Raw genomic sequence first — 14732 nt, forward strand, 5'->3', positions numbered from 1 at the left:
AGCCGATCGGCAGCGACGATGGACCCCGTGAGCACCCCCACCGGAACCGAGCGGCTCCAGCGCGTGCGCCGTCAGCTGCTCACGGCGGACGACGGCACGTCCCGGTTCGGCGCCGCACGTCCGGGCGACGGCGAGGGCGCCGCGCGCTGGGTCGCCGGCCTGCTGGCCGGGCTCCAGGGCGCGATCCTGTCGCTGCTCGTCGTGGTCCTCCCCGCGGTCGCGGCGTACGTCGTGACGTCGGCGGACCCGTCGAACGCCGACGTCCCGTGGACGCGCTCGCTCGAGCTCGGCACGGGTCTCTGGCTGCTCGCGCACGGCGTCCCGCTCGCGGTGGGCACGGACGTCGTGACGCTCGTGCCGCTCGGCCTCACGCTGCTCGCGCTGTACACGTGCCACGCGTCGGCCCGGCGCTCGGGCTACCCGACGTCGCTCGCGCTCTCCGCCGGCGTCGGGGGGTACGTCGCCGTCGCGGTCGTCCTGTCGCTGCTCGTGCGCGCGTCCGTCGGTCACGTGGTGCTCGCGGCGTCGGGGGCGCTCGTCGTGTCGGGGCTCGGGCTCGCGACCGGGCTCGCGCGCCGGCCCGAGGCGCCCCCGCTGCGCGGGCTCACCCGGCCGCTGTGGTCGCGGGTCCCGGCTCCCGTGCGCGCGGGGGTGCCCGCCGGGGTGCTCGCCGTCGCGCTCGTGCTCGCCGCCGCCGCGTTCGTCACCGTGCTGTGGGTGCTTGCGGGGCGCGCGACGATCGCCGACGTCATCGAGGCGCTCGACCTCGACGCGGTCGGCGGGGGAGTGCTCGCGCTCGCGGAGCTGGCGTTCCTCCCGAACCTCGTGGTGTGGGCGTTCGCGTGGCTCGCCGGGCCGGGGTTCCACGTCGGGACCGGCACGACGTTCACGACGGCCGAGGTCGTGCCCGGCCCCATCCCGGCGCTGCCCCTGCTCGGGGCGCTGCCGCAGCCGGACATGGCCGGGGGAGCGCTCGTCGCCGCACCCGTGCTGCTCCTGCTGGCCGGCTGCGTCGCCGGCTGGTGGCTGCACCGGCGGACGGTCCCGGCCCGGGTGCGCGACGTCCTCGTCGCCGGGGCGGCGGCCGGGGTCGCCGCGGGCGCCTGCGCGGCGGGGCTCGTGTCGCTCGCGAGCGGGGCGGTCGGACCCGGCCGGATGGCCCAGGTGGGTGCGGCGTGGGCGCCGGTCGGCGGCGTCGTGGCGCTCGGGGTCGCCCTCGGCGCGCTCGTCATCGCGCTCCCCGCGGAGCCGCTCGTGCGTGACGCGGTGCGTCACGGGCGGTGGCGGCGTGGCGCGCGCGGGGACGCGGAGCGTGCGGCGGACGAGGGGCACCGCGAAGGCTGACCTACGACGGACGAGGGTGCCCGCGCGGCCTGACGTCCGGCGGGCGAGGGTGCCGACGAGGGCTGACGGACTTCGTCAGCCGCCGGAGGGTCGGCTCCGCATCATCTGCTCGAGGTCGACGGTCCGCTCCGAGATCCCGTCCTGGAACGCGTGCTCGCACTCCGCCTGGGCGCTGACCGTGAGAGCGCCACGGAGGCACTCCTCGCGGTCCTGGACGAGCGGCCACATGGCGATCGTGCCGAGCAGTGCGGCTCCGATCAGGCCGGTGAAGCCGAGTCCCGCGACGATCATGGGCAGCATGAGCCCGGGGAGCCGGGCGCGCCACGTCGTGACGAGGGCGAGGCCCCCCATCACGAGGGCGGCCCCGACGAGCACGAGGGCGCCCACCTTCCACGGCAGCGGGAGGCCGAACGTCACGACGGCCCCCAGGACGAGCAGCCAGAAGTGCAGGAGCTGACGGCTCGCGCGGCGCACCTGGTCCGGGTCCGGGGGCTCGCGCGGCGGTACGGGCGGGCGGGAGCCGCGGGGGTCGTGCGGTCCGGGCCCACCCGGGCGACCGCCGGGGTCCCGCGGCGCGCGCGGGGCCTCGGGACGCAGGTCCGGACGCGCGGCACCCTCCTTCGGCGGCGCGTACGGGTTGCTCACCCGAGCATTCTCGCGCATCCCGGACGCTAGGGTCGGCGCGTGGCCGCTCCGAACCCGCCCCGCACCCCCAGCCCCGACGTCCTGCCGACGTCGACGCGTGTCGTCGTCCTGATCTCCGGGACCGGCTCGAACCTCGCCGCGCTGCTCGCGGCGCACGCCGACCCCGCGTACGGCGCGCGCGTCGTGGGTGTCGTGAGCGACAAGCCGGACGCCGGGGGGCTCGCGCTGGCCCGCGAGGCCGGGGTCGCGACCGTCGTCGTCCGGCCCGGGGACTTCGACGACCGCGCCGCGTGGGACGCCGCGCTCGCCGAGGCCGTGGGCGTGTTCAGCCCGGGGCTGGTGGTCAGCGCCGGCTTCATGCGGCTGCTCGGGGCGCCGTTCCTGGCGCGCTGGGGCGGCCGCGTCATCAACACCCACCCCGCGCTGCTCCCCTCGTTCCCGGGTGCGCACGGAGTGCGGGACGCGCTCGCGCACGGCGTGAAGGTCACCGGCTGCACGGTCCACCTCATCGACGAGGGGGTCGACACCGGCCCGGTCATCGCGCAGCGGGCCGTGGACGTGCGCGACGACGACGACGAGGCGAGCCTGCACGAGCGGATCAAGACGGTCGAGCGGGAGCTTCTCGTGGACGTCGTGGGCCGCGTCGCGCGCGAGGGGCTGACGGTCGAGGGGCGCCGGGTCAGGATCGGCTCCCGGGCCTAGCCGCCGGGGCGTCCGACCACCGTGGTGTCGTCGCGCGTCATGCGCGACACCACAAAGCACCAGGACCTCTTGCCATGACACCACACGTGGTGTCATGATGGCGTCATGGACCTGACCCGTTACGTCGACGACCTGCAGCACCGGCTGGCCTCGGCCGCCGACGCCGCAGGCCAGGACGCCCGCGAGCTCGCCGAACGGCTGGCCGCACCGCTCGACGCCGCTGTGCGGCTCGTCCTGCTGGACGCGCTGACCGCCGCTGCGGGCGAGATCTCCGCCGAGCTCGCACCCGGTTCGGTCGACGTGCGGCTGCGCAGCGGCGGCCCGGAGTTCGTCGTCGAGGCCCCCGTCGCGCGACCGGACCCGGCGGCGCCGCCCTCGTGGGCTCCCGCACCGCCGGCCCCGCCGACCGCGGCCGCGCTGCCCGCGCCGCCGGACCTCGACACCGGCGGCACGACCCGCACCACGCTGCGCCTGCCCGACCAGCTCAAGGCCCAGGTCGAGCTCGCCGCCGCCCGCGAGGGCCTGTCCGTCAACACCTGGCTCGTGCGCGCGGTCGCCGCGGCGCTCGAGCAGGCCACCGACCTGCCCGCCGCCCAGGCGCGCGCCGAGCCCCGGGGCGGGACGCGCCTCACGGGCTGGGTGCGCTGACCCCGGGTTCCTTCGGCCGACCGGAGCACCGCACCGCCGCCGCACCGCACCGCCGCCGCACCGCACCGCCGCCGCACCGCACGTCGCTCGTCACCGCACACCCGGGTCCACCCGACCCGGTCCACGCCGTCCCGCCCATGCCCTGGAGCCGTCATGCCCACGTTCCCCGTCCCCGCCCCGGTCCCGGTCGTCGTCGACCTCCCCGTGGGCTGCAGCCTGCACGTCGTCGCGGGTGACCGTGACGACGTCGTGGTCACCGTCCTGCCCGCCGACGCCGCCAAGGCGGGCGACGTGCGCACCGCCGAGGAGGTGCACGTCGGGCGCGACGACCGCGCCGTGACGATCACCGGTCCGCGCGCCTGGAAGCAGTACGTACCGTTCGCCGCGGGGAGCATCGCCGTCACGGTCGAGCTCCCGGCGGGGTCCGACCTCAGCGGCCGGACCGGCACGCTCTACGCCGAGGGCCGCCTCGGCGCGGTCGACGTGCAGGTCACCGCCGGCGACGCCCGGGTCGACGAGGCCGCCCGCCTCGACCTCAAGGTCTCCGCGGGGTCCGTCGTCGTCGGCCGGAGCGCCGGCGCCACGTCGGTCAAGGCGTCGGCCGGCTCGGTGCGCATCACCGAGCTCGCCGGCGACGGCACGGTCCGTGCCAGCAACGGGCCCACCGTCGTCGGCTCGGTGACCGGGTCGTTGCAGGTCACCGGCGCGCACGCGGAGATCTCCGTCGGGCGGGTCCGCGGCACGCTCACCGCGACCACCGCGGCGGCCGGCATCCGCGTCGAGCGCGTCGAGCACGGCACCGTCACGCTCACGACGTCCTACGGGACGATCGAGGTCGGCGTGCCGGAGGGGACGGCCGCGTGGCTCGACGTCTCCTCCGAGCACGGCACCGCGCGCAACCAGCTGCTCCCCACCGACGGCCCGGCGGAGGACCAGCCCACGGCCGAGATCCACGCCAGCACCGGCTACGGCGACGTCATCGTGCGCCGCCCCTGACGGGCCGCCCACCGGGTCGCGCCCGGACCGGGCGCACCCCGCACCGGGTCGTCGTCCTGACGGTGCCCGTCTCCGACCCGACCGCGTCCTGACCCGGCACCTCTCTCGCCGACCGCACTCCTGCCGGCACGAACCTGCCCTGTCCGGGCCCCGCCCTGCCCTGTTCCGGCCGGTCCGCCCGGCGCGGCCGTCGGCCGTACGCACGTCCTATCGCCGCCCGGCGCTCCGCCGCCGCCCGGCCCCACCGCTCCACCCGCACCACGAGACGGAGTACAGCCATGCCTGGAACAGCTCCTGCGATCGCGCTCCGCGGTCTGCGCAAGTCCTTCGGGGACCACACCGTGCTCGACGGTGTCGACCTCGTCGTCCAGCCCGGCACGATCACGGCGCTGCTCGGCCCGAACGGCGCCGGCAAGACCACGACCGTCGGCGTCCTGTCGACGCTGCTGCGCTCCGACGGCGGCAGCGCGCACGTCGCCGGCCACGACGTCGTGACCGACCCCGGTGCCGTGCGCGCCGCGATCGGCGTCACGGGTCAGGCGTCGGCGGTCGACGACCTGCTCACCGGGGCGGAGAACCTGCGGCTCATGACCGCGCTGCACCACCTCGGCCGCCGCGAGGGGCGCGAGCGCGTCGAGCAGCTGCTGGCCCAGCTCGGCCTCACCGAGGCGGCGGGCAAGCCGGTGTCGACGTGGTCCGGCGGCATGCGCCGCAAGCTCGACCTCGCGATGACGCTCGTCGGGCACCCGGCGGTCGTGTTCCTCGACGAGCCCACCACGGGCCTGGACCCGCGCAGCCGCCGCACGCTGTGGGACGAGGTGCGCACCCTGGTGGCGGGCGGCACGACGATTTTGCTCACCACGCAGTACCTCGAGGAGGCGGACCGGCTCGCCGACCGCGTCGCGGTCCTCGACGGCGGGCGCATCGTCGCCGAGGGCACGCCCGACGAGCTCAAGTCCGCGCACGACGCCGGGTCGCTCGACGACGTCTTCCTGCGCCTCACGGAGCCGTCCACCGACGCGCCCGCGGCCGGCGGCCCGACCGGCACCACCACCCCGACGACCTCGAAGGAGGTGGCCTCATGACCACCGCGACCCTGATCCCGACCGCCGGCGCCCGGCCCGTCGCCGACACCCTCACGATGCTGCGCCGCAACCTGCTGCGCGCCGCGCGCTACCCGGGCCTGACGAGCTTCACGGTCGGCATCCCGATCGCGCTGCTGCTGCTCTTCGTCTTCGTGTTCGGCGGCGCGTTCGGTGCCGGCGTGGCGCCCGGGGTGGCCGCGGGGGCGGACGGCCGGGCGGCGTACCTGGACTACATCACCCCCGCGATCCTGCTGTTCGCGGTCGTGGGGGCGGCGCAGAGCGTCGCGATCACCGCGGCGATGGACGCCACGAGCGGGATCATGGCGCGGTTCAAGACCATGGCGATCTCGCCGGGCTCCGTGCTCGGGGGGCCCGTGCTCGGCACGGTCGTCCAGGGGCTCGCGGCCGTCGTCCTCGTGCTCGTGCTGGCCGTCGTGCTCGGCTTCCGCCCGGGCGCGGGTCCGCTCGACTGGCTCGCGCTGACCGGGTTCCTCACGCTCGTCACCTTCACGACGAGCTGGCTGTGCGTCGCGATGGGGCTCGCCGCGAAGTCGGTCGAGACGGCGTCGAACACCCCGATGATGCTGACCGCCCTGCCGTTCCTGGGCAGCGGGTTCGTGCCCGTCGAGACCATGCCGCCGGCGGTGCGCTGGTTCGCCGAGTACCAGCCGTTCACCCCGGTGATCGAGACGACGCGCGCCCTGCTGGCCGGCACGGCGCCCGACACCTCGACGACGCTCCTGGCGCTCGGGTGGTCGGTGGTCCTCGGCGGGGCCGGCTACGCGTGGGCCCGTGCGCTGTACCGGCGCGAGCGACGCTGAGGCCCCGGCTCCCTGGCCCGCCCCCGGCACGCTGCTCGTGCCGGGGGCGGGCTGTCGCCACCCCGGGCCTCCGGTGGGGCGGACGTGTCGCGTCCCGCCCGCGCGCCGGAGGTCCGGGCGTCACGCCGCAGCGCGCCCGGTGCCGGTACTGGAGCGCCGGCCGTCGGCCGTGTGGCCGGTCTCGGCGCGCCACGCCGCCAGCGTCTCCTCGACGACGCGCGACCACGGGGTCGCCGTGACGCCGAGGGCCCGCTCGGAGGCCGTCGTGTCCATCACGAACGGCTCGACGAACTGGTAGCCCATGGCGTGGACCTCGCGCATCATCGGGTTCACGAGACCGACCGCGCGCACGACGGCGAGCGGGACGGTCCGGATCCGCGGGGCGGGCGCACCGGCGGCGGTCGCGAAGCGGGTCGCGACCTCGCGGTACGTCAGCGGCTCGGGCGACGGGACGTGCCACGGGCGGCCCCAGGCGGCCTCGGTCACCGCGGCGGCGGCGAGGGCGCGGGCGAAGTCGGGCAGGTACGTCCACGAGTGCACGGTGTCGGCCGAGCCGATCGGGTACAGCGGCTTCCCGGCGAGGAGCGGCTCGAGCATGCGCGGGCCGGCGTGCGCGTGCGCCTGCGCGCCGGGGCCCAGGTAGTCGCTCCCGCGGACCTCCGTCGCACGCAGGGCGCCGGCCCGGTGGCGGCGCTCCGCCTCGGCCCACATCGCGGCGCGCACCGCGCCCTTGGTCTCGGTCGTGGCGAGCGGGGAGTCCTCGCGCATCAGCTGAGTGCCGCGCCCGTAGCCGTAGAGGTTGCCCGCGACGACGAGCACCGCGCCGGTGGCCTCGGCCGCGGCGAGCAGCGCTCCGGCGACGGGCGGCCAGTCGGTCGTCCACCGGTGGTAGGGCGGGTTGACGCAGTTGTGGAGGGCGACGGCCCCGCGCGTCGCGCGGGTCAGCTCCTCCGGGTCCGTCGCGTCCGCGGCGCGGTGCTCGACGGTCCCGCCCGCGGGGGTCGTGGCGACCGCGGGGCCACCGGAGCGGCTGAGCACGAGCACCTCGTGCCCCGCGTCGGCGAGATGCTGGGCGAGGGTCGAGCCGATGGGGCCCTTGCCGACGACCACGTGACGAGCCATGAGGTGCTCCGATCCACAGTGAGAGCGGCGCTCTCGTCTGAGAGCGATGCTTCCGCTCTGCGCCTCCGATGTCAAGAGCGGTGCTCTCGTTTGCGGGCACCGCTCTCGTGCAGCATGCTCGGGAGCATGGCCGAGCCGACGAACGCACCCCGCGGCGCCCGCGAGCGCGCCCGCGCCGAGATCATGGCGGAGCTGCTCACGAGCGCCCGGGCCCACCTCGTGGCGGACGGTGCGGCGAGCCTCTCGCTGCGCGCCGTCGCGCGGGACCTCGGAGTCGCGTCCTCGGCGGTGTACCGCTACGTGGAGTCCCGGGACGCGCTGCTCACCCTGCTGATCGTCGAGGCGTACGACGCCGCGGGCGCCGCGGCCGAGGAGGCCGACCGTGCCGCGGAGCAGCGGGGCGACGCGCCGGCGCAGCGCTGGCTCAAGGCCGCGCGGGCCGTGCGCGCCTGGGCGATCGCGAACCCGCACTCCTTCGAGCTCGTCTACGGCACGCCCGTCCGCGGATACCGCGCACCCACGGACACGGTCGCGCCCGCGCTGCGCCTCTGGGGTGTCGTCGTGCGCGTGCTCCTCGCCGCGCACGCCGACGGCTCGCTGCGTCCCGTCGGCCCGGGCTACGACCCGCGGGGCCTCGTCGAGCCGGACGTCTACGCGTTCGCGGGCCTCGGCCCCGAGGAGGAGGTGCCCGACGACGTCGCGCTCGCGCTCACCCGGTCGATGTCGCTGTTCGTGTCCCTGGTCGGCGCGATCAGCGCGGAGCTGTTCGGCCACCTGCACAACGTCGCGGTCGACGCGGACCGCCTGTTCGACGTGACGATCGCGACGACGTCGGCCGGCATCGGACTGCACGTCGACCTCGGCTAGGATCGGTGCCGGCCGTGACTGGCGTACCTGAGGTGGGCTGAACCACCGGGGAGCGGCCGGAACCACCTACCGTCGCACCGTTCGCCTGGGTGCTCGGGTCCATGACGTCTCACGAGACCACCGACCCGGGAGGTCACCGCCATGTCCCACGAGCTCACTCCCCTCGAGCCCGTCCTCGACCCCGCCGCCCCCGAGACGCGCCGGCCCGTCCGCCGCGCGCTCCTGAGCGTCTACGACAAGCAGGGCCTCGTCGAGCTTGCGACCGCGCTGCACGCCGCCGGTGTCGAGCTCGTCTCGACCGGGTCGACGGCCGGCACGATCGCGTCCGCCGGGGTCCCGGTCACCCGCGTCGAGGACCTGACCGGCTTCCCCGAGTGCCTCGACGGGCGCGTCAAGACGCTGCACCCCCGCGTGCACGCCGGGATCCTCGCCGACACCCGCCGTCCCGACCACGTCGCGCAGCTCGCCGCCCTCGAGGTCGAGCCGTTCGACCTCGTCGTGGTGAACCTCTACCCGTTCAGCGCGACCGTGGCCTCGGGCGCGGGGCCCGACGAGTGCGTCGAGCTCATCGACATCGGCGGGCCGTCGATGGTGCGCGCCGCCGCCAAGAACCACCCGAGCGTCTCGGTCGTCGTCGACCCTGCGCGCTACGCGGAGCTCGCCGAGGCCGTCGCGGCCGGCGGGTTCACGCTGGCGCAGCGCCGTCGCCTCGCGGCCGACGCCTTCGCGCACACCGCCGCGTACGACGTGGCCGTCGCGTCGTGGTTCGCGTCGTCCTACGCGCCCGACGCGGTCGCGGGCGAGTCCGGCTTCCCCGCGGTGCTCGGCGGCACGTGGGACCGCGGCCGGGTGCTGCGCTACGGCGAGAACCCGCACCAGGGCGCCGCGCTGTACCTCTCGACGGACGGTGCGGCGGGCGAGGGCCTGGCGGGCGCGACGCAGCTGCACGGCAAGGAGATGAGCTACAACAACTACGTGGACGCCGACGCCGCCTGGCGCGCCGCGCACGACCACGACGGCCCGGCCGTGGCGATCATCAAGCACGCGAACCCGTGCGGCATCGCGGTCGGCACCGACATCGCCGATGCGCACGCCAAGGCCCACGCGTGCGACCCGGTCTCGGCGTTCGGCGGCGTCATCGCGGCGAACGGCCCGGTGACGCTCGCGGCCGCGCAGCAGATCGCGCCCGTCTTCACCGAGGTCGTCGTCGCGCCGTCGTTCGAGCCCGAGGCCGTCGAGCTGCTCACGCAGAAGAAGAACATCCGGCTGCTCACGGTCGCCGGCACGCCGAACGCCGCCCCCGTCGAGCTGCGCCCGGTGACCGGTGGGGTGCTGCTCCAGGTCGCCGACCGCATCACGGCACCGGGTGACGACCCGGCGTCGTGGACGCTGGCCGCGGGCGCCGCCGCCGACGACGCGACGCTCGCGGACCTCGTGTTCGCGTGGCGCGCGGTCCGGGCCGTGAAGTCCAACGCGATCCTGCTCGCGCACGACGGTGCGTCGGTCGGCGTCGGCATGGGCCAGGTCAACCGGGTCGACTCGTGCCGCCTCGCGGTCGAGCGGGCCAACACCGGCGACGTCGAGCGGGCCCGCGGCGCGGTGGCGGCCTCGGACGCGTTCTTCCCGTTCGCGGACGGCCTGCAGGTGCTGCTCGACGCGGGGGTGCGGGCGGTCGTCCAGCCCGGTGGGTCGGTGCGCGACGAGGAGGTCGTCGCGGCGGCCCAGGCGGCCGGCGTGACGCTCTACCTCACGGGCACGCGCCACTTCGCGCACTGAGGTGCCGGCCCTGGGGTGCACCGGTGCAGCACACCGGCGCACCTCAGGGCCGCGGCGCACCCGAGGCGCGGCGCACCCGCGGCGCGGCGCCGCTCGTCGCGGCGGGCGCGCGGTGGGCTAGGTCGCCACCCGCGGCTCCAGGACCACGACGGCGGTCGCGGTCGACCGTGACGCCGTCAGGGCGTCGAGCTGCGGGTCGACGGCGATCCACCGCTGCCACAGCCGCGCACGCTCCGGCCCCGTCGCGGACCGTGCGCGGACCGGGCGCGCGTCCTGCCCGGCGAGCCGGACCGTCCCGTCCGGGTGGGCCTGGAGGTTGAGCCACCACGCGGGGTCGCCCTCCGCCCAGCCGTTCATCGCGAGCGTGACGAGGTTCGGGCCGTCCTCGAGGTAGCCCAGGATGACGCTGCGCTCGGCACCGGACCTCCGGCCGGTCGTCGTCAGCCGCAGCGCACCCCAGCCGCGCCTGCTCGACGTCGTCCACAGGAAGCGTCCGCCGCTCACCCGGTGCAGGGCGCGGTGGACGCGCCACGCCGTCGTGACGACCCACCGCGGCGGCACCCGCGGTGCTGCCGGGGCTCCCGGGGCTCCCGGGGCTCCCGGGGCCCGCGGTACCGGGTCCCTCCGCTGTGCCCATGACCGTCCTCGAGGTCGACGCCGACCCGGGTCACCGTAGCGCTGCGCGTGCCCCAGGCCCAGGCCGCGGCTCAGCGTCGTCACAGGTCACCGTCCCTATGGTCGACCCGGGCGCGCCGCACCGGCGTGCCCCTCACGCCGCGGTCGGCGCCCGGGGTCCGCCCGGGGGTCCCGCGCCTGCTCGGAGGACCCATGAGACTCCCGACCGCCGCCCACACCGACGCCCCCTGGCGCATCCACGAGGTCGCACCCGACTTCAGGGTCGAGGACGTGTGGGCGCTCGCGACGCCCGGCGGCCCGGACGACCTGCCGCGGCTCGTCGACGCCATGTTCGCCGGGCGGTTCCCGGACGACGCCCCGCCCGTCGTGCGGGCGCTGTGGGCCGCGCGCGAGCGGATCGGTGCCGCGCTCGGCTGGGACCGGCCCGACGACGGGCTCGGCGCACGCGTCCCGTCGCTGCGGGAGCGGCTGCCGGCCGACCTGCGCATGCCGCCCGGCGGCCCGGACCCCGCGCCGTTCACGCCGCTCTACGCGACCGAGGACGAGTGGGTCGCCGAGACCGCGAACCGGACGGTGCACGCCGTGCTCCACCTGGGCTGGGTGCCGGACGGCGACGGTGGGCACACCGGCCGGATGGCCGTGCTCGTCCGGCCGAACGGGCGGCTCGGCGCCGCGTACATGACCGCGATCGCGCCGTTCCGGCACCTGCTCGTGTACCCGGCGCTGCTGCGCGGGATCGAGCGGCGGTGGCGCGAGCCGGCCGCGAGGCCCGCGGCTCGCTGACGGCCCGGTCCCGGCGTCCTCGAGCGGTGCACCCGGCGGGCGCCGGGGGGCGCGCCGGCTACGGACGGGGGAGCGGCCGCCCGGGGTCGGCGGCGGCGTCGCGGTCCACGCGGGGGAGGCGGGCGCCGGAGAACAGCCGGCGCGCTGCGGCGACGTCCCGCGGGCGGTCGACCGTGAGCACCGCGGTGAGCTCGTCGGTGCCGCGGGCGAACCACAGCGCGGTCCAGCCGCCGGCGGTGGGGTCACCGCGCAGCACCGCGTCGTCGGTCTCGCCGCGGTGGCCGTAGAGCGTCAGGTCGTGCCCGAGCTGCGTCGAGAACACGTAAGGGGCCGGGTCGTCCCCGGGTCCGACGGCGTCGACCGGGTGCCCGTGCACGTCGGCGTCCACGCCCGTCGCCGCCTCCGCTCGCGCACCCGCCGCACCCGCCGCAGCGGCGCCGAGCGACCCGGGTCGCAGCAGGTCCCGCACCGCGACCGGGGGCCCGGTGAGTGCGCCGTCCCAGTGCCCGCCGGGCACGAGCCCGTGCCGGGGCGAGCGCCGCCGCGCGACGTCGCCGACCGCGCGCACGTGCCGCGGTCCGCCCGCCGGCGCCCACGTCGCGTCGACCCGCACCGCGCCGTCGGGGTCGAGCGGGAGCGCGCCGTCGAGCCACGCGGTCGCCGGCCGGGCGCCCACCGCGGCGAGCACGACGTCCGCGTCGAGGTCCCGGCCGTCGGTGAGCCGCACGCCGTCCGTGCGCACCTCGGCGACCCCGACGCCGGTGACCAGCCTGATCCCCGCCGCCGCGTACCAGGGGACGGTGAGCGCCCCGACGTGCGACCCGAGCGCCGCGGCGAGCGGCGACGGCGCGGCCTCGACCACGGTGACGTGCACACCGGCGGCGGCCGCGACGCCCGCGACCTCGGCCCCGACCCACCCGGCGCCGACGACCACGAGCCGGACCCCCGGGCGCAGCGCCGCGCGCAGCCGCGCGGCGTCGTCCGCGGTGTGCAGCACGTGCGCGTTCTCCCACCCCGGAGGCCGGACGGCGTGCGCCCCGCTCGCGAGCACGACCGCGTCCGCGACGACGGTCCCCTCGTCGGTCGTGACGACGACGTCGGTCGCGCGCACCTCGAGCGCGCGCGCGGGCTCGTCGAGCCGGACGTCGTCGGCGAGCGCGAGCGCGTCGACCCCGAGGTCGTCCGCGAGCCACACCGGCTCCGGCCGGTCGAGCAGGTGCTTGGACAGCGGCGGCCGGTCGTAGGGTGCGACGCCCTCGGCGCCGAGCAGCGTCACGGAACCGGTGAAGCCCTGCTCCCGCAGCGCCGTCACGGTGCGGTGCGCGGCGAGCCCGCCCCCGACGACGACGACGGACCTGGGCGAGCGCGGGGCGGGGTCGGTCACGGGCGCAACGGTAGTCTCACGCGCAGGAGGCAGACCGATGGCGCACGACCCGCACCACCCGCAGCACGCCCGCGACCCGCAGCCGCGCCCCGCCGCGGCGGCCCCGCCGTCCCCGGGTGCGCGGCGCGCGCCCGGCCCGGGGGATCCCGCCGCGCTGCGCCCCGACGGCGGCCCGGAGCCGCAGGTCACGCCCCTGGACACGTCGACCGCGGGCTTCCCGGTGATCCCGCCCGAGGAGAAGCCGCTCGACCCGCGCCAGATCGCGCGCGAGTCGCTCGCCGCGAGCCGGAACTGGTCGCTGTGGCTCGTCGCCGCCGGGCTGGTGACCGCGTGCGTCGTCGCGACCGTGCGCGGCGGCGCCGCCGGGGCGCTCGTCATCGCGGCCATCCTCGCGATGTCGGCGGTCGTCCGTGCCGTGGTGCCCGAGCCCGCGCCGGTCGCGCTCGCGGTGCGGGCACGGGCGCTCGACGTCGCGGTGCTGACGGGTCTCGCGGTCGGCATCGGGGTCCTCTCGCAGGCGATCCCGACGAGCTGACGGCCGCGCGCCGGCTCGGTCGCCCAGGGCCGGCCACCACGGCCCGGGCGCAGAGACGCCCGAGCGGCCGTGGAGGTCCACGGCCGCTCGGGCGCTGCGTGCGGGGCGGTGCGGGGCGTGCGCCCCCCGCGGGTCAGAGGGCGCGCTCGGCCTCGTCGCCCGTGAGCACGACGACGTCGTCCTCGCCGAGCAGGTCGTCCTGCACCGGCTCCGCACCGAACGCGCGGTAGAGCAGGCCGGCGAGCGCGGCGCCGACCAGCGGGGCCACCCAGAACAGCCAGAGCTGGCCGAACGCCCAGCTCTCCGAGAACACCGCCGCGGCCGTCGAGCGCGCGGGGTTGAGGCTGCCGTTCGTCATCGGGATGGTCACGAGCAGGCCGACGACGAACGCGAAGCCGATCGCGACGGGCGCCAGGCTGTTCGTCGAGCGCCGGTCGGTCGAGCCGAGGATGACGCCCACGAAGATCGCGGTCATGACGACCTCGATGAGGAGCGCGCCGAGCAGCGAGAAGCCCTCGCCCTGGACCTGCGCGCCGATCGGGGAGTGCGTGCCGAAGCCGTTGGCGACCGACGAGAAGAACTCGCGGGCCTGCTCGGCGAGGGTCGGGAACGACGAGAGCGTCACGTACAGCACCGCGGCCGCGGCGACGCCGCCGACGAGCTGGGCGAGCCAGTAGGGCAGCACGTCCTTCCACGACGTGCGGCCGGCGATCGCCGCGCCGAGCGTGACCGCCGGGTTGAAGTGCCCACCCGAGACGTAGCCGACCGCGACGGCGCCGGCGAGCAGCGCGAGCCCGAAAGCCAGCGCGGTCGCGAGCGGCCCGCCGCCGAGCCCGGTGATGTTCGCGTACAGGGCGGTGCCCAGCCCCGCGATCACGAGGAACAGCGTGCCGAACGCCTCGGCGGCGAGGCGCGGGCCGAGACCCGGGCCGACGGGCACGGCCGCGACGGCGACGGGCGCGAGCGCGACGTCGTCGTCGAGCGTGGCGACGGGGGCGGGCTCCACGGGCGCCGGCCGGACGGGCGGGGGCGCGGCGGCCGGTGCCGGCTTCTCGAGGCCGACGGGAGCGGCGGTGCTCGTGGACGGCTCGGCCGGGACGGTGCCGCCCGCGCCGACCGCGGGCGTGGTGGAGGCGTCGGGGATCACGGCGTCCGGGCCGGTGGCCTCGGGCGTTCCGGTGTTGTCCTGGGACATGGGGTTCCTGTCGTCGAGGAGGGGGGCGGCGCGACCGGCGGCTGCGGGGCCGGGCGCGGGCGGTCAGCACCGGTCAGCATGCCAGCCGAACCTGCACGCGTCCTGGGTAAGCCCGGGACGCTCGTCCGTCGGCCCGTGCTGAAGCGCTTCACCCGCCCGTCCGCGGGCGACGTGGGGCGCCCGACCGTGCCCG

15 protein-coding genes and 1 riboswitch are annotated in these 14732 nt (G+C 77.0%); of the genes, 10 read left to right on the top strand and 5 right to left on the bottom strand.

Translation table 11 applies throughout. The annotated features are described in order from the left end of the window. The first annotated feature begins 18 nt into the window (after positions 1-18). Positions 19-1344, top strand: a complete 1326-nt coding sequence (locus NXY84_RS05830) for a DUF6350 family protein (RefSeq protein WP_396126373.1) — start codon at positions 19-21, stop codon at positions 1342-1344. A 75-nt stretch (positions 1345-1419) separates the two neighbouring features. Here NXY84_RS05830 and NXY84_RS05835 read toward each other — a convergent pair whose 3' ends face one another. Continuing rightward, positions 1420-1989, bottom strand: a complete 570-nt coding sequence (locus tag NXY84_RS05835) for a hypothetical protein (RefSeq protein WP_258726180.1) — start codon at positions 1987-1989, stop codon at positions 1420-1422. Between the two features lie 39 nt (positions 1990-2028). On the opposite strand from NXY84_RS05835, the gene purN reads away from it, so the two are divergent. The 5 genes from purN (at position 2029) to NXY84_RS05860 (ending at position 6241) form a co-directional block, all read left to right on the top strand. After that, entirely contained in the window at positions 2029-2691 is a 663-nt protein-coding gene (purN, locus tag NXY84_RS05840) for a phosphoribosylglycinamide formyltransferase (RefSeq protein WP_258726181.1), read from the top strand. 105 nt (positions 2692-2796) lie between these two features. After that, positions 2797-3339, top strand: coding sequence for a toxin-antitoxin system HicB family antitoxin (locus tag NXY84_RS05845; RefSeq protein ID WP_258726182.1), 543 nt, complete (start codon positions 2797-2799; stop codon positions 3337-3339). Between the two features lie 153 nt (positions 3340-3492). Continuing rightward, a complete protein-coding gene (locus NXY84_RS05850; protein ID WP_258726183.1) occupies positions 3493-4335 on the top strand; it encodes a DUF4097 domain-containing protein in 843 nt (280 codons plus the stop codon). Between the two features lie 278 nt (positions 4336-4613). After that, complete coding sequence (locus tag NXY84_RS05855) at positions 4614-5420, top strand: ABC transporter ATP-binding protein (RefSeq protein WP_258726184.1); 807 nt, start codon at positions 4614-4616, stop codon at positions 5418-5420. Beyond that, positions 5417-6241: an ABC transporter permease gene (locus NXY84_RS05860; protein ID WP_258726185.1), complete on the top strand. Its 825-nt coding sequence runs from the start codon at positions 5417-5419 to the stop codon at positions 6239-6241. The genes NXY84_RS05855 and NXY84_RS05860 overlap by 4 nt, the downstream gene beginning before the upstream one ends. Positions 6242-6361: 120 nt before the next feature. On the opposite strand, the gene NXY84_RS05865 is transcribed toward NXY84_RS05860, so the two are convergent. After that, on the bottom strand, positions 6362-7363 hold the full coding sequence (locus tag NXY84_RS05865; protein ID WP_258726186.1) for an NAD-dependent epimerase/dehydratase family protein: 1002 nt from the start codon (positions 7361-7363) through the stop codon (positions 6362-6364). 126 nt (positions 7364-7489) lie between these two features. Between NXY84_RS05865 and NXY84_RS05870 the strand changes: the two genes are divergently transcribed. After that, positions 7490-8230, top strand: coding sequence for a TetR/AcrR family transcriptional regulator (locus NXY84_RS05870; protein ID WP_258726187.1), 741 nt, complete (start codon positions 7490-7492; stop codon positions 8228-8230). A gap of 4 nt (positions 8231-8234) precedes the next feature. Continuing rightward, a riboswitch (ZMP/ZTP riboswitch) is annotated at positions 8235-8328 on the top strand. 43 nt (positions 8329-8371) lie between these two features. Further along, entirely contained in the window at positions 8372-10006 is a 1635-nt protein-coding gene (purH, locus tag NXY84_RS05875; RefSeq protein ID WP_258726188.1) for a bifunctional phosphoribosylaminoimidazolecarboxamide formyltransferase/IMP cyclohydrolase, read from the top strand. A 117-nt stretch (positions 10007-10123) separates the two neighbouring features. Here the strand turns inward: purH and NXY84_RS05880 are convergent, their stop codons facing one another. After that, positions 10124-10510, bottom strand: coding sequence for a nitroreductase family deazaflavin-dependent oxidoreductase (locus NXY84_RS05880; protein ID WP_258726189.1), 387 nt, complete (start codon positions 10508-10510; stop codon positions 10124-10126). Between the two features lie 324 nt (positions 10511-10834). Here NXY84_RS05880 and NXY84_RS05885 point away from each other — a divergent pair, with 324 nt between their 5' ends. Continuing rightward, positions 10835-11425, top strand: coding sequence for a DUF2867 domain-containing protein (locus tag NXY84_RS05885; RefSeq protein ID WP_258726190.1), 591 nt, complete (start codon positions 10835-10837; stop codon positions 11423-11425). A 58-nt stretch (positions 11426-11483) separates the two neighbouring features. On the opposite strand, the gene NXY84_RS05890 is transcribed toward NXY84_RS05885, so the two are convergent. After that, a complete protein-coding gene (locus NXY84_RS05890) occupies positions 11484-12809 on the bottom strand; it encodes an FAD-dependent oxidoreductase (RefSeq protein WP_258726191.1) in 1326 nt (441 codons plus the stop codon). Between the two features lie 37 nt (positions 12810-12846). Between NXY84_RS05890 and NXY84_RS05895 the strand changes: the two genes are divergently transcribed. Beyond that, entirely contained in the window at positions 12847-13344 is a 498-nt protein-coding gene (locus NXY84_RS05895) for a DUF3017 domain-containing protein (protein WP_258726192.1), read from the top strand. 133 nt (positions 13345-13477) lie between these two features. Here NXY84_RS05895 and NXY84_RS05900 read toward each other — a convergent pair whose 3' ends face one another. After that, positions 13478-14539, bottom strand: a complete 1062-nt coding sequence (locus NXY84_RS05900; protein ID WP_258726193.1) for an aquaporin — start codon at positions 14537-14539, stop codon at positions 13478-13480. Between the last annotated feature and the right edge of the window lie 193 nt (positions 14540-14732).

Source organism: Cellulomonas sp. NS3, assembly GCF_024757985.1.
Classification (GTDB): domain Bacteria; phylum Actinomycetota; class Actinomycetes; order Actinomycetales; family Cellulomonadaceae; genus Cellulomonas_A.